This window comes from Providencia huaxiensis (assembly GCF_002843235.3).
GTDB lineage: Bacteria > Pseudomonadota > Gammaproteobacteria > Enterobacterales > Enterobacteriaceae > Providencia > Providencia huaxiensis.
The window spans coordinates 3,100,236-3,120,873 of record NZ_CP031123.2 but is presented as its reverse complement, the minus strand read 5'-3'; the positions used below and the strand labels follow the sequence as shown (position 1 = coordinate 3,120,873).

At 42.2% G+C, this 20,638-nt stretch carries 20 protein-coding genes; 12 read left to right on the top strand and 8 right to left on the bottom strand.

Going from position 1 to position 20,638, the window contains the following annotated elements:
- Positions 1–157 precede the first annotated feature (157 nt).
- A complete protein-coding gene (gene tusA, locus CYG50_RS16030) occupies positions 158–406 on the top strand; it encodes a sulfurtransferase TusA (RefSeq protein WP_102137990.1) in 249 nt (82 codons plus the stop codon).
- Positions 407–458: 52 nt separating this feature from the next.
- Here the strand turns inward: tusA and CYG50_RS16025 are convergent, their stop codons facing one another.
- The 3 genes from CYG50_RS16025 to CYG50_RS16015 form a co-directional block, all read right to left on the bottom strand.
- Complete coding sequence (locus CYG50_RS16025; RefSeq protein WP_102137989.1) at positions 459–1,409, bottom strand: Rpn family recombination-promoting nuclease/putative transposase; 951 nt, start codon at positions 1,407–1,409, stop codon at positions 459–461.
- A gap of 214 nt (positions 1,410–1,623) precedes the next feature.
- Complete coding sequence (locus CYG50_RS16020) at positions 1,624–4,041, bottom strand: zinc/cadmium/mercury/lead-transporting ATPase (protein ID WP_102137988.1); 2,418 nt, start codon at positions 4,039–4,041, stop codon at positions 1,624–1,626.
- A 160-nt stretch (positions 4,042–4,201) separates the two neighbouring features.
- The gene (locus CYG50_RS16015) at positions 4,202–4,831 is read right to left on the bottom strand and encodes a lysoplasmalogenase (RefSeq protein WP_102137987.1); all 630 of its coding nucleotides are present in this window, start codon (positions 4,829–4,831) and stop codon (positions 4,202–4,204) included.
- 152 nt (positions 4,832–4,983) lie between these two features.
- On the opposite strand from CYG50_RS16015, the gene CYG50_RS16010 reads away from it, so the two are divergent.
- Entirely contained in the window at positions 4,984–5,334 is a 351-nt protein-coding gene (locus CYG50_RS16010) for a DUF2500 family protein (RefSeq protein ID WP_102137986.1), read from the top strand.
- Positions 5,335–5,340: 6 nt separating this feature from the next.
- Here CYG50_RS16010 and CYG50_RS16005 read toward each other — a convergent pair whose 3' ends face one another.
- Positions 5,341–5,637: a DUF1145 family protein gene (locus CYG50_RS16005; protein ID WP_102137985.1), complete on the bottom strand. Its 297-nt coding sequence runs from the start codon at positions 5,635–5,637 to the stop codon at positions 5,341–5,343.
- 10 nt (positions 5,638–5,647) lie between these two features.
- Positions 5,648–6,229: a 16S rRNA (guanine(966)-N(2))-methyltransferase gene (gene rsmD / locus CYG50_RS16000; RefSeq protein ID WP_166264266.1), complete on the bottom strand. Its 582-nt coding sequence runs from the start codon at positions 6,227–6,229 to the stop codon at positions 5,648–5,650.
- Between the two features lie 276 nt (positions 6,230–6,505).
- On the opposite strand from rsmD, the gene ftsY reads away from it, so the two are divergent.
- From ftsY to rpoH, 4 genes are all read left to right on the top strand, one after another.
- Positions 6,506–8,473 (top strand): signal recognition particle-docking protein FtsY, encoded by a 1,968-nt coding sequence (ftsY, locus tag CYG50_RS15995; RefSeq protein WP_102137983.1) that lies wholly within the window; start codon positions 6,506–6,508, stop codon positions 8,471–8,473.
- A 6-nt stretch (positions 8,474–8,479) separates the two neighbouring features.
- Positions 8,480–9,145, top strand: a complete 666-nt coding sequence (gene ftsE / locus CYG50_RS15990) for a cell division ATP-binding protein FtsE (protein ID WP_004258545.1) — start codon at positions 8,480–8,482, stop codon at positions 9,143–9,145.
- Positions 9,138–10,115: a permease-like cell division protein FtsX gene (gene ftsX / locus CYG50_RS15985; RefSeq protein WP_102137982.1), complete on the top strand. Its 978-nt coding sequence runs from the start codon at positions 9,138–9,140 to the stop codon at positions 10,113–10,115. The genes ftsE and ftsX overlap by 8 nt, the downstream gene beginning before the upstream one ends.
- Before the next feature lie 256 nt (positions 10,116–10,371).
- The gene (gene rpoH, locus CYG50_RS15980) at positions 10,372–11,250 is read left to right on the top strand and encodes an RNA polymerase sigma factor RpoH (RefSeq protein ID WP_102137981.1); all 879 of its coding nucleotides are present in this window, start codon (positions 10,372–10,374) and stop codon (positions 11,248–11,250) included.
- A 109-nt stretch (positions 11,251–11,359) separates the two neighbouring features.
- On the opposite strand, the gene gloA2 is transcribed toward rpoH, so the two are convergent.
- Together gloA2 and panM are read right to left on the bottom strand one after the other, a co-directional pair.
- Positions 11,360–11,746, bottom strand: coding sequence for an SMU1112c/YaeR family gloxylase I-like metalloprotein (gene gloA2 / locus CYG50_RS15975; RefSeq protein ID WP_102137980.1), 387 nt, complete (start codon positions 11,744–11,746; stop codon positions 11,360–11,362).
- A complete protein-coding gene (gene panM, locus CYG50_RS15970) occupies positions 11,733–12,146 on the bottom strand; it encodes an aspartate 1-decarboxylase autocleavage activator PanM (RefSeq protein WP_102137979.1) in 414 nt (137 codons plus the stop codon). The genes gloA2 and panM overlap by 14 nt, the downstream gene beginning before the upstream one ends.
- Before the next feature lie 379 nt (positions 12,147–12,525).
- On the opposite strand from panM, the gene CYG50_RS15965 reads away from it, so the two are divergent.
- The 5 genes from CYG50_RS15965 (at position 12,526) to livF (ending at position 17,409) form a co-directional block, all read left to right on the top strand.
- Positions 12,526–13,635 (top strand): branched-chain amino acid ABC transporter substrate-binding protein, encoded by a 1,110-nt coding sequence (locus CYG50_RS15965; protein ID WP_004908157.1) that lies wholly within the window; start codon positions 12,526–12,528, stop codon positions 13,633–13,635.
- Between the two features lie 102 nt (positions 13,636–13,737).
- A complete protein-coding gene (gene livH / locus CYG50_RS15960; protein ID WP_004258523.1) occupies positions 13,738–14,664 on the top strand; it encodes a high-affinity branched-chain amino acid ABC transporter permease LivH in 927 nt (308 codons plus the stop codon).
- Complete coding sequence (locus tag CYG50_RS15955) at positions 14,661–15,932, top strand: high-affinity branched-chain amino acid ABC transporter permease LivM (RefSeq protein WP_102137978.1); 1,272 nt, start codon at positions 14,661–14,663, stop codon at positions 15,930–15,932. Before livH ends, CYG50_RS15955 begins: the two co-directional genes overlap by 4 nt.
- Positions 15,929–16,708, top strand: coding sequence for a high-affinity branched-chain amino acid ABC transporter ATP-binding protein LivG (gene livG / locus CYG50_RS15950; RefSeq protein WP_102137977.1), 780 nt, complete (start codon positions 15,929–15,931; stop codon positions 16,706–16,708). Before CYG50_RS15955 ends, livG begins: the two co-directional genes overlap by 4 nt.
- Entirely contained in the window at positions 16,708–17,409 is a 702-nt protein-coding gene (gene livF / locus CYG50_RS15945) for a high-affinity branched-chain amino acid ABC transporter ATP-binding protein LivF (protein WP_102137976.1), read from the top strand. The genes livG and livF overlap by 1 nt, the downstream gene beginning before the upstream one ends.
- 47 nt (positions 17,410–17,456) lie before the next feature.
- Here livF and CYG50_RS15940 read toward each other — a convergent pair whose 3' ends face one another.
- Positions 17,457–18,371, bottom strand: a complete 915-nt coding sequence (locus CYG50_RS15940) for a hypothetical protein (protein ID WP_102137975.1) — start codon at positions 18,369–18,371, stop codon at positions 17,457–17,459.
- 556 nt (positions 18,372–18,927) lie between these two features.
- On the opposite strand from CYG50_RS15940, the gene hutU reads away from it, so the two are divergent.
- Positions 18,928–20,595: a urocanate hydratase gene (hutU, locus tag CYG50_RS15935; RefSeq protein ID WP_102137974.1), complete on the top strand. Its 1,668-nt coding sequence runs from the start codon at positions 18,928–18,930 to the stop codon at positions 20,593–20,595.
- Positions 20,596–20,638 lie beyond the last annotated feature (43 nt).

The following is a 20,638-nucleotide window of genomic DNA, read 5'->3' as shown; positions in this document are numbered from 1 at the left end:
TAGTGACAATGGGGTGAGGGAACCCATGAAATTCATCCCAACAGTTGGGAACTGCGCATCATACGCTCGTTGCGCAACGAAAGCAAAACAGTTCATTCATCAAGACACGTTTTATTATATAATTCGATTATTGATCTCTCTTTAGAAGTGTTTATTTATGTCTGATTCTTTTGATAATGCTACTAAGACCCTTGACACACTTGGGTTGCGTTGCCCTGAGCCTGTGATGTTAGTGCGTAAAACGGTTCGTAATATGGCAGATGGGGAAACGTTGTTAATTATTGCGGATGACCCAGCAACCACACGCGACATTCCGGGCTTTTGCCGTTTTATGGAGCATGATTTATTAGCCGTAGAGGTTGATAATACCCCGTATCGTTATTTGCTGCGTAAAAAGTCGAGCTAATAGTTATTAGCTAATTTCATTTTGTACGTTAATTCCTGCCAAGAAGTAGGGATTAACGTAGGTTTAATACTTCCTGATAGCTCAGCCCTGTAAGTTGACAGATAAGTTCAATACTTGTACCAAGTTGTAAACCTTTAAGAGCAATTTCATGTTGTTTTTTGTTTTCTCCGATATCAATGCCTCTATTTACACCGATATCAATGCCTCTATTTACACCGATATCAATACCTTCTTGTAATCCTTGGTTTTTTAATCGTTGTGCGATGTTCATGATATCCTCTTGGTTATTTTCTAGTTGGTATATAAGTTGATTGACCACTGTTTCAAAATGTGGTGAATCCATAGTAATAAATAAGTAATTGAAAATAGTAATTATGTCATCACTATGATGATAGTTTCGATTCATCGCTTCAGCTAGTAATTGCGTAATTTTTTCTATGTTATCTCTTAGGTCTCTATGTTTCATAGCAAGTTCCATGACGGCAACTTTGCGATGGTTTACGAGCTCATTATCATCAATAACAGTAATATCGACGAGAGGAAATGGCTGACTGTATAAGTTTGACGCAATTTCAGGCCACTGAAAACAGTGTGTCCACGGCTTAGCATATGGGTAAGGGGTTATTTTCCCATGATAAAATAAAACTGGGACAACTAGTGGTAAATCACGATGACCTTGTTGTAAGTGCTGATTCATGGCAAGGAACGCATAATGCATCATCCTCCAACCCATTAGTTTATCGGGTGTTGATTGATGTTCAACTAACATATAAATATATCCTTCACCTTGCTGTGTCTCGACAGTGTAGAGAACATCTGAAAGACGAGTACGTAGCTGATTATCAATGAAAGATGAATTTGTTATCGCTAATGTTTTGAAATCACATAATTGCTTAATATGATTAGGTAAGTGAATATCAAAAAAATCACGTGCATTATCAATTTTAGACATAAACCCTTTAAATGCAGCATCATGCGGTGTTGAACTGTGATTTTTTACCATACTCAGTACCCACTAAACGTTATACCAAAATAATCTATTGATAAAACGTATTCTAGCGAAAACTGAGGTTTATGGAGAAAAAGTTAGTCCTAATTCTTTAATTGAATTTGCATTTAACATATTGTAATACAGGTATTTATTGGAAATGTTGTAAATGAAAAACGCCACTTAACGCGGCGTTTAAATTGGTTGATTGAAACTCTGTTAATTAAAGCTATTTTTTCACTTGGGGTAATTTAACGCGTAATAGACGCACTGCGTTCGCTGTGACGAGTGCTGTTGCGCCTGAATCAGCAAGTACAGCGACCCAAAGGCCTGTAATACCTAATAAACTTGTGACAAGGAATACGGCTTTTAACCCCAAGGCAATCGCGATATTTTCACGAATGATTTTTCGCGTTGCACGAGAAAGCGCGATGATTTCAGCTAGCCCCGTTAAACGGTTATGAGTTAATGCAGCATCGGCGGTTTCTAACGCAACGTCCGTACCACTTCCCATGGCTACCCCGATACTGGAGGCTTTCATCGCAGGCGCATCATTAATACCATCTCCAACCATCATGGTGCTGTGGTTACGATTAAGTTCCATTACTGCGGTAACTTTATCTTCAGGTAACAAGCCAGCACGGAACTCCATGCCTAGTTGCCCTGCAATGGCACTCGCAGCACGAGGATTATCACCCGTTAGCATCACCGCATTAACGTTAAGCGCTTTAAGCAAACTCATTGCGTCATTTGCATCATTGCGCAGTGTATCTTGTAGCGCGGTTAAACCAATTACACGGTTATCTTCTAGTGTGACAACAACCGTTTTCCCTTCGGCCTCAAGTGCCTCAACTTTACCTTGCCATTCGCTATTTAGCGGGGTATCAAGGCGGTTTGGTGCACTAACCAGTATATGTTTATCGTTCAAAACACCTTCAACACCTTTCCCTGCCAGTGCTTTTCGGTCTTGAGCTTCGGTTACTACCAACGATAATGCTTCGGCTTTATTCACTACCGCCTTAGCCAGTGGGTGATGGGAGCCCACCTCAACGGAAGCGGTTATCCGTACTAATTCACTTTCTGTCATGCCTTCTTCAGGGACAAGGTCAGTGACATGCGGTTTACCTTCCGTTAGTGTGCCTGTTTTATCTAAAGCAATTGTTGTGATAGTACCCAGTTGTTCAAGTGCTGCGCCGCCTTTAATTAATGCACCGCGCCGTGTCGCCGTTGCGAGTGCAGAGGTGATTGCGGCAGGGGTCGAAATTACTAAGGCACAAGGACAACCGATTAATAGCAGTGTCAAACCGCGGTAAATCCATGTTTCCCATGATGCATCAAAGAAAATTGGTGGAATAATAATCACCAATGCAGAAATAAGCATAATGATTGGTGTGTATATGCGACTAAAGCGGTCAATAAAGCGTTCTATTGGAGCGCGGCGTTCTTCAGCTTCTTCAATTAGCTGTAAAATACGGTCGATGGCATTTTGGCCTTGCTCTGACACCACTTTCATCTGCACGGCTCTATCAACGGATAAACAGCCAGCAGCAACTTTTTCGCCTGCATTGCGTTCGATGGGAACAGATTCACCTGTTAGCGCACTCTCATCAAAGCTGGCAAAACCTGAGACTAATACGGCATCGGTAGGTAAACGACCACCCGGTGCGATTTCAATAATGTCACCAGGGCGTAATTGTGCCACAGGTATGGTGGTTTTTTGTCCATCCTTGATCAAAACAGCATCTTCTGGGACCAGTGCCATTAAGGCGCTAACTCCTCGTCGGGCTCTTCCGGCAGAATAAGACTCCAACATTTCGCCTAACATAAACAGTAAGATAACCATTGCGGCTTCTTCTGTGGCTTGAATAAAGATTGCACCTACCGCGGCAACGGTCATCAAAGTTTCGATAGCAAAGGGTGAGCCAGTACGAATTAGGCGCAACGATTTACGAGCAATAGGGTATAAACCAAACAGGGTTGTCAAAATAAAGGCGATGTTACCAATTTTTGGGCTGAATGATTCAATACCCCAGCTAATTGCCATTAAAATCGCTAATATAATGACGGGCTTAGCTTCACTGAGTAAGCTTTGTGGTGGCGCAATAGCCGCCGCACTATTACCAGTCACTTCGAGCAATTCATAGCCAGCAGCTTCAACCGTGGAACGAACCGCCGCGCTAATATCCGTATTGGCATCAACCACTAATTTTTCAGTAGCGAACAATACCTTAGCTTGTTTAACTTCACTAATTTGGCCGACTGCGGTTTCAATTTTATTGGCACAACTAGGGCAATCCATACCGCGAATAACCCAACTGAATCGTTGCCCTGCGGCTTGGGTTGGCTCAACTTCATTGATGATATTCGCGCTTAACCCACAACTATCACCGTGTTGGTGGTCATGGCCTGCATGGCTATGGTTATGGTGCGTATCGTCGGTATCATGCTCATGGGATGAATGGCATCCTTGATGCTGGTGAGATTCTTCATCGTCATCAGAGTGTTGCTTTGTATAGCCATGTTCGTGAGTATGTGAGCCATTACTCACTTCTTTGCTGTTCTCTGTGATTACAGAAGAACAAGTACCGCTATTCGAGCAGCAAGAACTGGTATGTGTATGATTTTCTTTATGAGAGTGTGAGTGCATAAGCGCCCCCTTATCTAACAATAATTCGTTTCATTATTCATTGCAGATAAGTCTACACTCTGGAGTCTACTCCAGAGTCAAACTAAAAGAGGGGCTGCCAACTGATAAAATTCTCAAATAGCACTTTTTATCAATTGGCATGGTGTTTACTAAAAAGGGGTTATAAATAAATTGCTCGGACAATAAAGAACTGCCCAAGGAAATAGAGAGCAGCAACAACGGCTTTTGAAGCTTTAAATGGGATACGGAATCGAGCAATTAGCCAAACACAGTTAGAAAGAAAGAGCAGTGATGCACCAACCATGATTGAAAAATTGTATTCACGACCGAGACCAAAATATTGGTCACCAGCAACCCATGCCATAATCATACACATTATTAATGATGCAAAAACAATGGCTTGAAGATTTTCAAGTTTGCCCCAGATAAATACTAAAGTAATGGCAGCGACAATCAGAGGGGCGGCTAGCCAAGGTAGATAGAGCCCGAAATTGAGTTGCATTCCGAAGCTGATGGTATAAATCAGGTAACTCAAGAACATCAACGCAACGGAAGCTAGTAAGTGCTCACTTGAAAGCATACGAGACAGATCCGCGACGAGCGAGACTAGTAGCCCCGCAAGAATGAGGTAATTTTGCAGGTTAAGATCGTCGGAACTCCAGCCCCAAAGTAATAAAAGTAGCAGTGTGATCGGGCGAAATAACCACCGTTGCCACCCGGGTCCTCGATAGGCGGCATCGACATATAACCAACCAGAAAAGAGTACTGCGAGGAATGGCCAACTAATCATATACACATCCTTATATGTTCAATGAATGACACGACAGTGATCCGGCAACTTATACTCGTTTACTTCAAGCTATGTAGAGTATAGAAGCGTGTCCAACTTAGTTAAATAAGATAAACTATAGCGACTGACTTTTTAAGTGAAAAGCATACATTATGAATAAGCCCATATTATTGATCATTGTTTTAGCGATCATTGCTGTCCTAGCAACCAAGCGTTTTTTTGATCAACGCAAGCAAAATGAAATCAACGATAACGCCTTGCCTGTGAGTTACTTAGTCAAGGTTGATAGCAAAAAAGACTATCCATACCCAAATATGCGCTCTCGAGAGCGGGATGTTGTTTCCCCTGAAACTTTTCGCTATGAGATTCACTTTAAGACGCTATCAAGTGGCGAAATTATTAAAACTATTGTAACTGAAGAACAGTATCAAGGCGTTGAGCTTGGCCATGAAGGTAAGCTTATTATGCAAGGTACCCGCTTTATTCGTTTTGAGCCAGCGTAGAATAGGTTACTCGCCTAATTGTTTTTTCTTCGCTTTTTCTAAATCAGCTTTATTTTTTTTCTGCATCGCTAGCATTTCGAATACACCAAAAAAGAAAATGCGCAGTTGAACTAAACCCGATATTTTCTCCCCTTTTGGTAGCGTTGCTTTTAGGAAAATAGTTTGTAATGCGTGCATGAAAATCATAAAAACCATTGCAATATCCATAAAGTATTTCAATGGTTTAGGGAATGGATGGACGAGGTTAAAGACCATAAAACTCCAAACGCAAATCATGAGTAGGCGTCCAATATTGATAAACATGTTTTTGTCCCTAAAGTGAAGTTCGAATAAAAAGGCGATATGCGACTTGCCCCGCTATTTTTTCGCGATGAAGTTGCCAATTAGCTGGAATGTCAGTAAGTGGTGACTCCGCTTCTGACTCAACGTATATCCAGCTTTCTTCAGCTAACCATTGGTTTTTTTCTAACAATTGAATAGTTTCATTGAGCAGCCCTTTGCGAAATGGTGGGTCAATGAAAACGACATCAAAAGGTGTACCTGCTTGACTTAAAAAAGTTAGGCTATTGTGATTCACTACAGTTGCGTTATCTGCTTGTAAGCGAGCTTTGTTTTCAGTTAACAGTTGTGCGTTTTGTTTATCGAGCTCAATAAAGGTGACCGTTTCTGCAAAACGAGAAAGTGCTTCAAAGCCAAGTGAGCCACTTCCTGCGAAGCAATCTAAGCAACGAGCATCTCGAATAATTGGCATTAACCAGTTAAATAACGTTTCTTTTATTCTGTCTGTAGTTGGACGTAAGCCCTCACTATCACGAACTGGCAGCTTTCTTCCGCGCCATTTTCCACCGATAATACGAATTTGCCCTAAAGAGGGGGATTGTGGTTTTTTTGCCATAATGTTTATTGTTGCTTAACGGGTTTATGTACTTAAATTTGATTGTTACTATTGTATACCTGTCAGGCGATAAGTTGCAGTGTTGTTATCTCTGATTGGTCATTTTTCAATTATAGAACTTTATTTTCACCGTTTTAACACTGAAATTCAGATTAAATTGGCAGGATTTTTCTTTCAGATATGTGTTGCTGAGCGATGAAATGGTAGACTGCATATAATTTTATTGCGATTTGATTATCGAGTGCCATATTTTTACCGCGAGGAGTGTAGTGGCAAATGGCTAAAGACAAGAAAAAAGGTTTTTTCTCATGGTTGGGGTTTGGGCGTAAAAATGAAGAAGAAACCCAGCAACAAGAAGCTCAACAGCATGATAATGATGTAGTCAAGGACGTTGAAAACCAATCAACCCATGAAACTGCGGTAGATGCCGCAACAGCCGAAGCGGAACGTCAACATCAAGCAGAGCAAGCCGCTATTAAAGCCGCTGAAGATGAAGCTGAGCGCCAGTATGAAGCGCAGCAAGCTGCGATTGATGCGGCAACCGAACAAGCAGAACGTGAGCGAGAAGCTAAATTAGCAGAACTCCAAGCGGCCCAAGAGCAAGCGGAACAAGCGCATCAGGAAGCCCAAGAGAAAATATTAGCGGAAGAAAAAGCGGAGCGTGAACGCCAAGAAGCTGAAGCAATACGTATTGCTGAAGCAGAAATGGCACGTCAGCGTCAAGTTGAGTTAGCTGCGATCCAAGCAGCAGAAGAAGCTGAAGAACAACGTCGTCAAGCTGAGTTAGCTGCAATCCAAGCGGCAGAAGAACAAGCGGAACGTGAACGCCAAGCAGCAGAAGCCGCGCGTTTAGCGGAAGAACAAGCGGAACGTGAACGCCAAGCGGCAGAAGTTGCACGTTTAGCGGAAGAACAAGCGGAACGTGAACGCCAAGCAGCAGAAGCCGCACGTTTAGCTGAAGAACAAGCAGAACGCGAACGCCAAGCAGCAGAAGCCGCGCGTTTAGCGGAAGAACAAGCGGAACGTGAACGCCAAGCGGCAGAAGTTGCACGTTTAGCGGAAGAACAAGCGGAACGTGAACGCCAAGCGGCAGAAGCCGCTCGTTTAGCAGAAGAACAAGCGGAACGGGAACGCCAAGCAGCAGAAGCTGCGCGTTTAGCCGAAGAACAAGCGGAACGTGAACGCCAAGCGGCAGAAGCCGCGCGTTTAGCCGAAGAACAAGCCGCTGAAGAAGCGAGAATTGCAGAGGAAGAAGCTGAAGCTGAGCGTTTACGTTTAGAAGAAGAAAAAAATAATTCACCAACTGAGCAAGAAAAACCTAAAAAAGCAGGTTTCTTTGCTAGGCTAAAGAAAGGGCTATTAAAAACTCGACAGAATTTAGGTTCAGGCTTTTTTGGGCTGTTCTCAGGTAAAAAAATTGATGATGACTTATTCGAAGAGCTCGAAGAGCAGTTATTGATAGCGGATGTCGGGGTTGATACCACGCGCAAAATCATTGACAACTTAACGGCACATGCGAGCCGTAAAGAACTCAAAGATGCAGAAGCGTTATATGGCAAATTGCGTGAGGAAATGTCTGATATTTTAGCGAAAGTGGATAAACCACTCGTGATCGAAGACAAAAAACCCTATGTTATTCTTATGGTTGGTGTGAACGGGGTCGGAAAAACGACAACAATTGGTAAATTAGCACGTCAATATCAATCAGAAGGAAAAAGCGTCATGTTAGCCGCGGGGGATACTTTCCGTGCGGCGGCTGTTGAGCAACTTCAAGTATGGGGTGAGCGCAATAAAATCCCTGTGGTAGCCCAACATACTGGCGCAGATCCCGCATCGGTTATTTTTGATGCGATCCAATCAGCGCAGGCGAAAGGGGTTGATGTTTTAATTGCAGACACCGCTGGGCGCTTACAAAATAAATCGCACTTGATGGAAGAGCTGAAAAAAATTGTCCGGGTAATGAAAAAACTCGATGAAAATGCTCCCCATGAAATTATGTTAACGCTAGATGCAAGCACTGGACAAAATGCGGTAAGTCAGGCAAAACTTTTTGATGATGCGGTCGGTCTGACAGGTATTACATTGACTAAGCTAGATGGCACAGCAAAAGGTGGCGTAATTTTCTCTATTGCCGACCAATTTGGTATTCCAATTCGTTATATTGGTATTGGTGAGGGTATTGAAGATTTACGTCCATTTAAAGCAGATGACTTTATCGAGGCTCTATTTGCCCGAGAGGAATAATTTTCGATGATTCGCTTTGAACACGTTAGTAAAGCTTATCGCGGTGGCCGCCAAGCACTCCAAGGGGTTGATTTTCATCTTCAACCTGGAGAAATGGCATTTCTAACAGGCCACTCAGGCGCAGGTAAAAGTACATTACTTAAACTGATTTGTGGTATTGAACGCCCAAGTGCGGGTCATATTTTATTCAATGGTCATGATATCAGCCGCTTGAAAAATCGAGAGATCCCATTTCTGCGCCGGCAGATCGGGATGATTTTTCAGGATCATCACCTGCTTTTTGATCGAACGGTATATGACAATGTCGCAATGCCGCTAATCATTTCTGGTGCCAGTACCGAAGATATTCGTCGGCGAGTTTCTGCGGCATTAGATAAAGTCGGGTTATTGGACAAAGCTAAAAACTTTCCAATTCAGTTATCTGGTGGGGAGCAACAGCGTGTCGGTATTGCCCGAGCGGTGGTGAATAAGCCAACGATGTTATTAGCGGATGAGCCAACAGGTAACCTTGATGGTGAATTGTCTGAAGGGATAATGCGTTTATTCGAAGAGTTCAACCGTGTGGGGGTGACTGTTTTAATGGCGACCCATGATATTGCATTGATTGAGCGTCGTAACTACCGTGTTCTTACATTAAGTGAAGGTCGTATGCTTGGAGGTCAACATGGCTAAGAATGTCCGTAAAAGCAAGCCGGAACGAGCCAAGCAATCGAAAAGTAAAGCATTAAAAGGCGGTTGGAAAGAGCAGTGGCGTTATTCGTGGTTGAATGCGCTCGCTGATATGCTTAGGCAGCCTTTAGCCACTTTTTTGACAATCATGGTTATTGCGATTTCACTCACATTACCGAGCCTTTGTTATATTGTGTGGAAAAATGTTTCGCAAGCCGCGGAACAATGGTACCCAACACCTCAACTCACTGTTTATTTAGATAAATCTCTTGATGAACAAGGTGGGCAAAATGTGGCAACACAATTACAGGCTCTTGATGGTATTGACCATGTGAATTACCTTTCTCGTGACCAAGCCATGAGTGAGTTTCGCAGCTGGTCTGGTTTTAGTACCGCACTCGATATGCTAGAGGAAAACCCACTGCCTGCAGTCGCAATAATTACACCTAAAATTGATTTTGAAGGTTCTGATGTATTAACAACACTGCGTGATAGAGTCAGCCAAGTCGATGGAATTGAAGAAGTTCGCATGGATGATAGCTGGTTTGCTCGGTTAGCCGCACTCACGGGCTTGGTTGGGAAAATCGCTTCTGTCATTGGGATTTTAATGATTGTGTCACTGTTCCTTGTGATAGGTAATAGCGTTCGGCTCAACATTTTTGCTCGCCGCGATACAATTAATGTGATGAAACTAATTGGTGCTACTGATGGGTTTATCATGAGGCCATTTTTAAATGGTGGTCTTGTATTAGGCGCATTAGGTGCCATTATTTCCTTGATTATGACCTTTCTACTTGTTTGGCAGTTAGCAGACGGTGTGGCAAAAGTGGCCAGTGTATTCGGTACACAATTTCAGATTGAAGGGTTGTTATGGGAAGAGTCTTTATTGATCCTATTATTATCCGCTATGGTTGGTTGGATAGCGGCATGGTTGGCAACACTTCAACATTTACGACACTTTACACCTGAGTAATGCGTTGTTTTTTGTCATTTTTATTAAAGAGTTATGATTTTATTATATCATGACTCTTTGATTCTATTGCAAATTTGCGTTAAAAATGAACTTAGTCTGAATTGTTTTGTCCTACATTGACCTACTGTTAACAAATTTTGTATATAATTTATTTAACGCGGTTAAACTGGTAGACTTAAAGTGTTTACCTCATGGTTAACCAATGCGGTTATCAATACAAACTAATCTGTTTCCTATTATTTTATTGAGGATCTGAATGACCAAAGACATGCAATCATTAGCTCTTGTTCCACAAGGAAGTATTGAAGCCTATGTTCGGGCCGCTAATGCTTACCCGATGCTTACCGCTGAGGAAGAAAAGGAACTTGCTGAACGGCTGCATTACCATGGTGATCTGGATGCTGCGAAGCAACTGATCTTATCGCATTTGCGCTTTGTTATTCATGTTGCTCGTAGTTATGCAGGGTATGGTTTACCGCAAGCTGATTTAATTCAGGAAGGTAATATCGGCCTGATGAAAGCGGTGCGTCGTTTCAATCCTGAAGTTGGCGTTCGCCTTGTTTCCTTTGCGGTTCACTGGATCAAAGCTGAAATTCATGAATACGTTCTACGTAACTGGCGTATTGTGAAAGTCGCGACGACAAAATCGCAACGTAAGCTATTCTTTAATTTAAGAAAGAATAAAAAACGTCTTGGTTGGTTTAACCAAGATGAAGTCGATATGGTTGCCCAAGAGTTAGGTGTAAGTACTAAAGATGTGCGTGAAATGGAATCACGTATGGCTGCACAAGACATGGCATTTGATATGTCAGATGACGACGACAGCAGTGATTTTGGTGGCCCAGTAGCCCCGGTCTTATACTTACAAGACAAAGCATCAGACTTTGCCGGCTCAATTGAAGATGATAATTGGGAAAGCCATGCAACTGACCGCCTTGCAGAGGCATTAGACTCTTTAGACGAGCGCAGTCAGGATATCATTCGAGCTCGTTGGCTAGATGATGACAACAAAACGACGTTGCAAGAACTTGCTGATAAATACGGTGTTTCTGCAGAGCGTGTTCGTCAGCTTGAAAAGAACGCCATGAAGAAGTTACGTTTGGCGATGGAAGAAGACGAAGACAGCGAAATGTGATTTATTACTGGCCAATTCGTTGTTCACTAAAATTATCTGCATTTATTACCCATTAAGCGGTGGATAAATGCAGATAATCATTTCTACTTTTATATTTTTGATTGTTCAATTAATCACTGTATAACTCTAGTGGTAAGCCATCTGGGTCTGTGAAAAATGTAAAACGCTTTTGCGTGTAGGGGTCAACCCGTATTGTTTCACAAGCCACCCCTTGTTTAGTTAAATAAGCGACCCATTTATCTAAATCATCGACACTGAAGGCTAAATGACGCAGCCCTGTGGCTTCGGGGTAACTCAGCCTTGCTGGCGGGTTAACAAAACTGAATAACTCAATTTGGTAATGTTCACCAAAGGCTAAGTCCGCTTTCCACGAATTATTCGCTGGGCGGTAATGTTCTTCAAGTAAATTTAAACCCAAAATACGGCAATAAAAATCCTTACTGATTTCAAAATTGGATGCTATAACAGCAACATGATGAATTTTATTTAACTTCATGCTGTTTTGTCCATATATCAGGTTGTGTGGTGGCATTGAAGCCATTAGCCGCCAAGAATAGTTGCATCACTTCTTTTTCTTGTAGCGCTACCCCGCTAATATCAAATTTCCATAGTGTAATGTCAGGGATGGCTTGGCAAATTTCTTCTAATAAATATGAGCCAACACCTCGTTGGCGAGTAACCTCTCGTACACAAAAATCGTGCAAAGTGGCTGCGTTATGATCCACGGTAATTTTTGTGGCACCAAGAAGTCGGTCATTAAAGCGCGCAGCGTAAAATTGCTGACCTGCTTTGCACATTTTTGCCAGTTCAAAAGGGCTCTGGTCAGGCCAGATTTTATGTAAGTCCAGATATTGTTGCTCAGTAGGATTGACCAGCGGGATAATAGTGAGTCTCATGATATTTTGTTTGTTTCCCTGTAAGAGTTGCAGTTACTCATCCTGCCAGAGTGATCTACAACCGATTTTTTGATTTTAGAGAGAAAAATTTGGTGATACTGAATTTTCCGAATTTCACTCGGATTAATTTAAATTTAACCCGAATATAACACTAGTATTTATAAAAAAACCACTTTAACACATCAGTTTTTTATTCTGCTTCTAATGTAAAAACCTACCATATCCATTTGCTATTTAGCATAATTATCTTGTTTAATGTTATGAAATATATAGCCTTATTCGCTGTATTTTGAAATATCAGGCATTGTACCTGTCAACCATAATAATCTACTACAAATCAAACACAAACACTCAGAACCATGAAGACGGGGACGATAAAATGAAGAATATGAATAAAGCATTATTGGCGGGCTGTATTGCGATGGCGTTCAGTTCTGCAGGATGGGCAAAGGAAATTAAAATAGCGGTTGTTGGCGCGATGTCAGGGCCTGTGGCGCAATATGGTGATATGGAATTTACAGGGGCACGCCAAGCGATAGCAGACATTAATGCTAAAGGTGGCATTAATGGAAACACATTAGTGGCAGTTGAATATGACGATGCCTGTGACCCGAAACAAGCGGTTGCGGTGGCAAATAAAGTCATTAACGATGGTATTCGCCATGTCATTGGGCATTTATGTTCCTCTTCAACACAGCCTGCATCCGATATTTATGAAGATGAAGGTGTCATTATGATCACCCCTGCAGCCACTAATGCGGATTTAACCACGCGTGGCTACCAGATGGTGCTTCGTACAACAGGTTTGGATTCAGACCAAGGACCAACTGCAGCTAAATTTATTATGGAAGATATCAAACCAACTCGTATTGCTGTTGTGCATGACAAACAACAGTATGGGGAAGGTTTAGCCCGTTCTGTGCGTGAAAGCCTCAATAAAGCGGGCGTTAAAGAGGTCATGTTTGAAGGGGTAACCGCGGGAGACAAAGACTTTTCCGCTTTAGTGGCAAAATTGAAGAAAGAGAACGTGGATTTTGTTTACTTCGGGGGATATTACCCAGAAATGGGGCAAATTTTACGCCAAGCGAAACAAGCTGGGTTGAATATTCGCTTTATGGGGCCTGAAGGCGTCGGTAACTCTTCATTATCAAATATTGCAGGCGATGCCTCTGAGGGCATGTTGGTAACTTTACCAAAACGTTATGACCAAGTCGCGACTAACCAACCGATTGTTGATGCCATCAAAGCGAAGAAAGAAGACCCAACGGGCCCATTTGTTTGGACAACTTATGCTGCTATCCAAGGTTTAACAACAGCAATGGAGCGTACTGGCAGCATCGAGCCTGAAGATTTGGTGAAAGACCTGAAAGCAAATCCAGTCGAAACCGTTATGGGAACATTAAGCTGGCAGCCAAACGGTGATCTGAAAGGGTTTGAGTTCGGCGTATTTGAGTGGCACAAAGATGGGACATCCACCTCTGTAAAATAGTACTCAGCAGTGTTCCAGCATAGTGAATAAGAACCGGAAGTGAGTAACTTGCTTCCGGCTTCTGTTCTCTATATAGGACAAGTAGTTCGAAAGGATAGTCTTATGTCAGATCAAATTCTCTATTTTATTCAGCAGCTTCTGAATGGTTTAACCCTCGGCAGTACCTATGCATTGATAGCCATTGGATATACGATGGTATATGGCATCATTGGGATGATTAACTTTGCCCATGGCGAAGTGTATATGATAGGCAGCTATGTCTCTTTTATTGTGATCGCAGGCTTGATGATGCTTGGGATCGATATCGGCTGGATCCTTGTTGCTGCTGCCTTTATTGCCGCGATCGTGGTCTCTAGCGCCTATGGTTGGAGTATTGAGCGGGTTGCTTATCGGCCAGTACGTCATTCTAAACGTTTGATTGCACTGATCTCAGCGATCGGGATGTCTATTTTCCTACAAAATTATGTCAGCCTGTCACAAGGTTCGCGTGATTTAGCCCTACCGAGTTTGATCACTGGGCAATGGGTTCTGGGTGAAAGCGATGGTTTTGAAGCCACGGTGACTAAGATGCAGTTGACCATCTGGGTGGTTACCGTGCTTGCGATGTTAGCTTTGACGTTATTTATTCGCTATTCAAAAATGGGTAGAGCCTGCCGAGCATGCGCAGAAGACCTTAAAATGGCCAGTTTATTAGGTATTAACACGGATCGCGTTATTTCATTGACCTTCGTTATCGGTGCGGCAATGGCTGCTGTAGCCGGTGTATTGCTGGGGCAATTTTATGGTGTGATTAACCCATACATTGGCTTTATGGCAGGAATGAAGGCATTTACTGCGGCGGTATTAGGGGGAATTGGGAGTATTCCCGGTGCTATGTTGGGCGGCTTAATCTTAGGTGTCGCAGAAGCGATGACCTCTGCATATTTAAGTACAGAATATAAAGATGTTGTGTCATTTGGTTTATTGATTGGTGTGTTATTGATCATGCCAACCGGCATTCTGGGACGCCCGGAGGTCGAAAAAGTATGAGAAAAGAAAATTGGATTAATGCCATTGTGGCTTCAGTGACTTTTTTCGTATTGGCACTGTTTATGATGGGGCTGCAGCTCGCACTGGATGGCACGAAACTGGTTGTGACGGTTGGGGACTCCGTGCGTTGGAACTGGATCATTGCCGGCATTGTTGTGATCTTTGTGTACCAGTTGGTTCGTCCAACCTTAAGAAAAGTGTGGCAAGGGGTGCCTAAGAAAGCGTGGGCTATTCCTGATTTTGATGGTTCGACAACTAAGCAAAAAATCCTTGCGGTTATAATTATTATTGCTGCAATTATTTGGCCGTTTATTGTTTCTCGTGGAAGTGTGGATATTGCAACCTTAACGCTAATTTACGTGATGTTAGGGCTAGGCTTAAACGTGGTGGTTGGGTTATCCGGCTTACTGGTTTTAGGCTACGCAGGCTTCTATGCGATAGGGGCTTATACCTTTGGTTTATTAAATCATTACTATGGTTTTGGGTTCTGGGAAAGTCTACCGATTGCAGGGTTAACCGCTGCATTAGCGGGCTTTTTATTGGGGTTCCCTGTTCTAAGGCTACGCGGGGACTATCTCGCAATAGTGACGCTTGGGTTTGGGGAAATTGTTCGTATTTTATTACTGAATAATACCGAAATCACTGGCGGGCCAAATGGGATCAGCCAATTACCGAAACCGACTTTTTTTGGTTTGGAATTTAGTCGTACAGCAAAAGATGGCTGGGACACTTTCCATAACTTTTTCGGCTTAGATTACAGCCCAGGTGACCGAATTATCTTCCTGTATTTTGTCGCTTTGTTATTAGTGGTTTTAACTTTGTTTGTTATCAATCGGTTACTGCGTATGCCACTAGGTCGTGCGTGGGAAGCATTACGCGAAGATGAAATTGCCTGCCGCTCATTAGGGTTAAGTCCAACTCGAATAAAATTAACCGCATTTACTATTAGCGCAGCCTTTGCGGGGTTTGCGGGGACGTTATTTGCTGCACGGCAAGGGTTTATCAGCCCTGAGTCCTTTACCTTTGTGGAATCAGCATTTGTGTTAGCCATTGTTGTTTTAGGGGGAATGGGCTCACAAACTTCTGTAATTTTAGCCGCAATTATCTTAGTTGTATCACGGGAAATGATGCGTGACCTTAACCAATACAGCATGCTGTTATTAGGGGCGCTGATGGTGCTGATGATGATCTGGCGGCCACAAGGCCTATTACCGATGAAACGTCGTCAAATGCAGGTGAAAAAAGTCCCTGAAGGGGAGGGCGTATGAGCCATATAACCACGCCTTTGTTACAAGTGAATGGCTTAACAATGCGTTTTGGTGGGTTACTTGCCGTCAATAATGTTGAGTTAACTATTAATCAAGGGGAAATCGTCTCACTGATTGGCCCAAATGGGGCGGGTAAAACCACCATTTTTAACTGTTTAACCGGTTTTTATAAGCCGACCAGTGGCACGATTTTATATCGAGAAAAACATCTTGAGGGACTGACAGGGCAGGCGATTGCTCGTCTCGGAGTGATAAGAACGTTCCAACATGTGCGGCTATTTAAAGAAATGACGGTGATTGAAAATTTACTCGTGGCGCAACATCAACATTTAAAAAGTGGCATTTTTTCTGGGTTATTGAAAACGCCTGCATTTCGTCGTGCAGAATCAGAAGCGCTTGATAATGCAGTAAAATGGCTGGAGCGCATAGATTTACTACCCTTTGCAAACCGGCAGGCTGGCAATTTGGCCTATGGGCAGCAGCGTCGGTTAGAAATTGCTCGCTGTATGGTCACTCGCCCTGAAATTTTAATGTTAGATGAACCTGCTGCGGGACTTAACCCTAAAGAAACCAATGATTTGGATGATTTAATTGCCGAATTACGTGCACATCATAATGTTTCAATTCTATTAATTGAACATGATATGAAATTAGTCATGGGGATTTCAGATCGCATTTATGTCGTGAATCAAGGAACGCCATTGGCAAATGGGACACCAAGTGAAATTCGTCAACATCCTGATGTGATAAAAGCCTATTTGGGGGAAGCTTACTGATGCTTGAATTTAAAAAAGTTTCTACCCATTATGGAAAAATACAAGCGTTACATGAAATTAGCTTGAATATCCAAAAAGGTGAGATTGTGACCTTAATCGGAGCAAATGGTGCAGGGAAAACAACGTTGCTCAGTACCCTTTGTGGCGACCCGCGTGCATCGGAAGGCCAAGTCATCTACCGAGGTGTGGATATTACTCAATTGCCAACGTCCAAAATTATGCGTGAAGACATTGCAATAGTGCCAGAAGGGCGGCGTGTCTTTTCTCGTATGACAGTGGAAGAGAACCTCGCAATGGGGGGCTTTTTTGCAAATCGCCAACAGTACCAAGAACGTATTGAGCGGGTTTATAAGCTGTTTCCAAGGCTGTATGAGCGCCGAAGTCAACGTTCAGGAACGATGTCAGGTGGGGAGCAACAAATGCTAGCGATAGGCCGTGCTTTAATGAGCCAGCCAGAGCTGCTGTTGCTTGATGAGCCGTCCCTAGGCCTTGCCCCCATTATTATTATGCAAATTTTCGATACAATTCAACAGCTACGCGAGGAAGGTATGACAATTTTCCTTGTCGAACAAAACGCCAATCAAGCGTTGAAACTCGCAGACCGTGGCTATGTGTTGGAAAATGGGCATATTGTGTTGGAAGATAGTGGAAAGGCGCTTTTAGCCAATGAAGCGGTAAGAAGCGCGTATTTGGGTGGATAGTTAAAAATGCTATACTGCGAACTATAGATAACTATAGCTCGCAGTATTCATTGCTCAATATTTTCTATATTATTTTTTGTGATTTTGATTTTAAGCTCATCTTTCTTATTATTTGTAAGCTTAAAAATATTTTTATAATTATTTGATTTGGTTTCGTTTTTATTTTCTTTATTTAAATGTGTTTTTCGTTCTACTGAAATTGAAAGATCTGGTAATGGACTACCAAATTCATCACCTGTGTTTATATATTCAAAGTTTTTATTTGCTGTAATAATACAACTTCCATTCTCTGTTTCTTTAATAGTAAAATTGGTTCTCATACTCTCAATTGAACTGTTATTTTTAGACTCTTGAGTCGCCCTTACACCTATATTGTAATGCTCATTTTTATTTATTTGATGTAAAAGAATTGTTGGTTCTGCAAGAAAGCCTTGATGAGCAATTTGCGATATCAGCTGGGCATTCTTCAACCCGAATTTTGCACTGAGAAACTTTGCATCTTTTATTTCTACTGAGTTTTCTTGGCGGTATGGTGTGTGTAAATAAATATTCATTCTATTGAAATCTTTGTTGAATTTATCAGATAGTTCTTTATCAAAAGTAAATTCATTAGATTCATAAATGTGACCAAGATGAGTAGATGTATAACTATCGTCCTTGTTCGGTTTGAATCCTGCTATTTTTGTTCTCAATATAATAGAAGTTGATTTTTCATCATGAATGATTTCTTTTTTATATTTATTATTAATGCTGAAATATTCTTTAATAAAAACAATATTATTTTCTAAATTTAATTCGCGTTTTCTATTTTTTATTGGCGATTTGAATAATTTCCAAAATGGTTCTAATGCTGTATTAATTCGGCAGATAAAACGGGCGAATCGATTTTTATTCGGTGTTTTACTATTTATTGTTTGAGGGTTTTTCGTAGAGTAAAGCATATTGTTATTAATTTTAGTCATGAAAGCTCACTTAGAGGTATATTTAAGTTCAGGTTAGGGTATCTCACTGGGATAATAAATTATTGCATAAATAGATAGTACCTAATCAGGGGATGATACGATGGTATGGCAGGTGATAATCTTATGAAGACGAATTTTAGTCATTTTAACTGTTAACTTTTCTACTTTTCTAGAATGTGAGGTATCTCCCATTTCAGCTATTTGCTTGTTTCTATGTGAAAAATTAAATGTATATACAACTTTTTCTCTAGAAACAGGGATCTACTTGTTGTTGTATAACTCCCTTGGTATTCCAACCTTCACACTTCCTACAAAATTTCAAATTTAAATGTATATACTTTGTGAAGTAAATGTATATATATTTAAATCATCGATAAACACTCTCAATGAATAGATAGTCTCGAGCAAGTTGATAGAAAATTAATTAGTTGATTTATAATCAATTAATTGGTTTGAAGACGCAGGTGCATCGCCACTAACTAGGTATCTCGCAGATTATTACAAATAAAATTGTTAATTTAAAGTTAATTAAAAATGGATGATAGGGGATACAACCATGTTAAATCGTACTGACTCAACTCGAGTGATCCGCGCACCACGTGGCAGTGAGAAAACCTGTAAAAGCTGGCTGACAGAAGCGGTATACCGCATGATCCAAAATAATTTAGACCCGGATGTTGCTGAGCACCCTCAAAGCTTAGTGGTCTATGGTGGCATCGGCCGTGCGGCACGTGATTGGGAATGCTATGACAAAATTTTAGATGTGCTAACAACGTTGGAAGATGACCAAACTTTGCTAGTGCAGTCAGGTAAACCCGTCGGTGTGTTCCCTACCCATCCAGATGCGCCGCGTGTATTGATTGCAAATTCAAATATTGTTCCTCACTGGGCGAATTGGGATCACTTTAATGAGTTAGATCGTAAAGGCTTAATGATGTATGGCCAAATGACGGCTGGTTCTTGGATCTACATTGGTTCTCAAGGGATCGTCCAAGGCACCTATGAAACGTTCGTTTCACTGGCCAAACAACACTTTAATGGTAACGCAGCAGGGCGTTGGATCTTAACGGGCGGTTTAGGTGGGATGGGCGGGGCGCAGCCGTTAGCAGCAACCATGGCGGGTTTTAGCATGATAGCGGTCGAATGTGATGAAAGCCGTATCGATTTTCGCCTAAGAACCCGTTATGTAGACAAAAAAGCGACTTCGCTTGATGAAGCCCTGCAATATATCGAAGAAGCCAAAGCCAATGGCCAACCCGTTTCTGTTGGGCTATTAGGTAATGCGGCTGATGTTTACAGTGAACTGGTGAAACGCAATATTACCCCTGATTCAGTCACCGACCAAACGAGTGCCCATGACCCAGTACACGGTTACTTACCACAGGGCTGGACACTCGCCCAATGGCGTGAAAAACAGCAAACTGCACCTGCCGAGGTAACCACAGCGGCGAAAAAAAGTATGGCCGTACAAGTGGATGCGATGCTAACGATGCAAAAACGAGGCTCAGCGGCTTTTGACTACGGCAACAATATTCGCCAAATGGCAAAAGATGAAGGGATTAGCAATGCCTTTGATTTCCCTGGTTTTGTTCCTGCTTATATCCGCCCACTATTTTGTGAAGGTGTTGGCCCATTCCGTTGGGTTGCGTTATCAGGTGACCCAGAAGATATCTATAAAACAGACCAAAAAGTAAAAGAATTATTACCCGATGACAAACACTTACATAATTGGCTCGATATGGCACGTGAACGTATCGCATTCCAAGGGCTTCCTGCTCGTATTTGTTGGGTAGGCTTAAAAGACAGAGAAAGATTGGGGCGTGCTTTCAACGAAATGGTGAAAAGTGGCGAGTTAAAGGGCCCGATTGTCATTGGTCGTGATCACTTAGATTCAGGCTCTGTTGCAAGCCCACACCGTGAAACGGAATCCATGAAAGATGGCTCTGATGCCGTATCAGACTGGCCTTTATTGAATGCACTGTTAAATACCGCTGGTGGTGCAACATGGGTCAGTTTACATCATGGTGGTGGTGTTGGAATGGGCTTCTCACAGCACTCGGGGGTTGTCATTGTGTGTGATGGAACCGATGCTGCAGATAAACGTTTAGCGCGTGTTTTACATAATGACCCTGCAACAGGTGTTATGCGTCATGCAGATGCAGGTTATGACATCGCCATTAACTGTGCGAAAGAGCAAGGGCTTAGTTTGCCTATGGTGAAGTAATGTCGTGTGCCAGCTGAAATTGAGCTGGCATCTTTCTGAAATA

Coding starts and splice junctions, on each gene's coding strand:
- livG (WP_102137977.1), top strand. CDS start 15,929: ATGAGCCATATAACCACGCCTTTGTTACAAGTGAATGGCTTAACAATG.
- rpoH (WP_102137981.1), top strand. CDS start 10,372: ATGACCAAAGACATGCAATCATTAGCTCTTGTTCCACAAGGAAGTATT.
- CYG50_RS15955 (WP_102137978.1), top strand. CDS start 14,661: ATGAGAAAAGAAAATTGGATTAATGCCATTGTGGCTTCAGTGACTTTT.
- livF (WP_102137976.1), top strand. CDS start 16,708: ATGCTTGAATTTAAAAAAGTTTCTACCCATTATGGAAAAATACAAGCG.
- CYG50_RS16005 (WP_102137985.1), bottom strand. CDS start 5,637: ATGTTTATCAATATTGGACGCCTACTCATGATTTGCGTTTGGAGTTTT.
- CYG50_RS15940 (WP_102137975.1), bottom strand. CDS start 18,371: ATGACTAAAATTAATAACAATATGCTTTACTCTACGAAAAACCCTCAA.
- CYG50_RS16025 (WP_102137989.1), bottom strand. CDS start 1,409: ATGGTAAAAAATCACAGTTCAACACCGCATGATGCTGCATTTAAAGGG.
- ftsE (WP_004258545.1), top strand. CDS start 8,480: ATGATTCGCTTTGAACACGTTAGTAAAGCTTATCGCGGTGGCCGCCAA.
- panM (WP_102137979.1), bottom strand. CDS start 12,146: ATGAGACTCACTATTATCCCGCTGGTCAATCCTACTGAGCAACAATAT.
- ftsX (WP_102137982.1), top strand. CDS start 9,138: ATGGCTAAGAATGTCCGTAAAAGCAAGCCGGAACGAGCCAAGCAATCG.
- tusA (WP_102137990.1), top strand. CDS start 158: ATGTCTGATTCTTTTGATAATGCTACTAAGACCCTTGACACACTTGGG.
- livH (WP_004258523.1), top strand. CDS start 13,738: ATGTCAGATCAAATTCTCTATTTTATTCAGCAGCTTCTGAATGGTTTA.
- ftsY (WP_102137983.1), top strand. CDS start 6,506: ATGGCTAAAGACAAGAAAAAAGGTTTTTTCTCATGGTTGGGGTTTGGG.
- rsmD (WP_166264266.1), bottom strand. CDS start 6,229: ATGGCAAAAAAACCACAATCCCCCTCTTTAGGGCAAATTCGTATTATC.
- CYG50_RS16010 (WP_102137986.1), top strand. CDS start 4,984: ATGAATAAGCCCATATTATTGATCATTGTTTTAGCGATCATTGCTGTC.
- hutU (WP_102137974.1), top strand. CDS start 18,928: ATGTTAAATCGTACTGACTCAACTCGAGTGATCCGCGCACCACGTGGC.
- CYG50_RS16015 (WP_102137987.1), bottom strand. CDS start 4,831: ATGATTAGTTGGCCATTCCTCGCAGTACTCTTTTCTGGTTGGTTATAT.
- gloA2 (WP_102137980.1), bottom strand. CDS start 11,746: ATGAAGTTAAATAAAATTCATCATGTTGCTGTTATAGCATCCAATTTT.
- CYG50_RS16020 (WP_102137988.1), bottom strand. CDS start 4,041: ATGCACTCACACTCTCATAAAGAAAATCATACACATACCAGTTCTTGC.
- CYG50_RS15965 (WP_004908157.1), top strand. CDS start 12,526: ATGAAGAATATGAATAAAGCATTATTGGCGGGCTGTATTGCGATGGCG.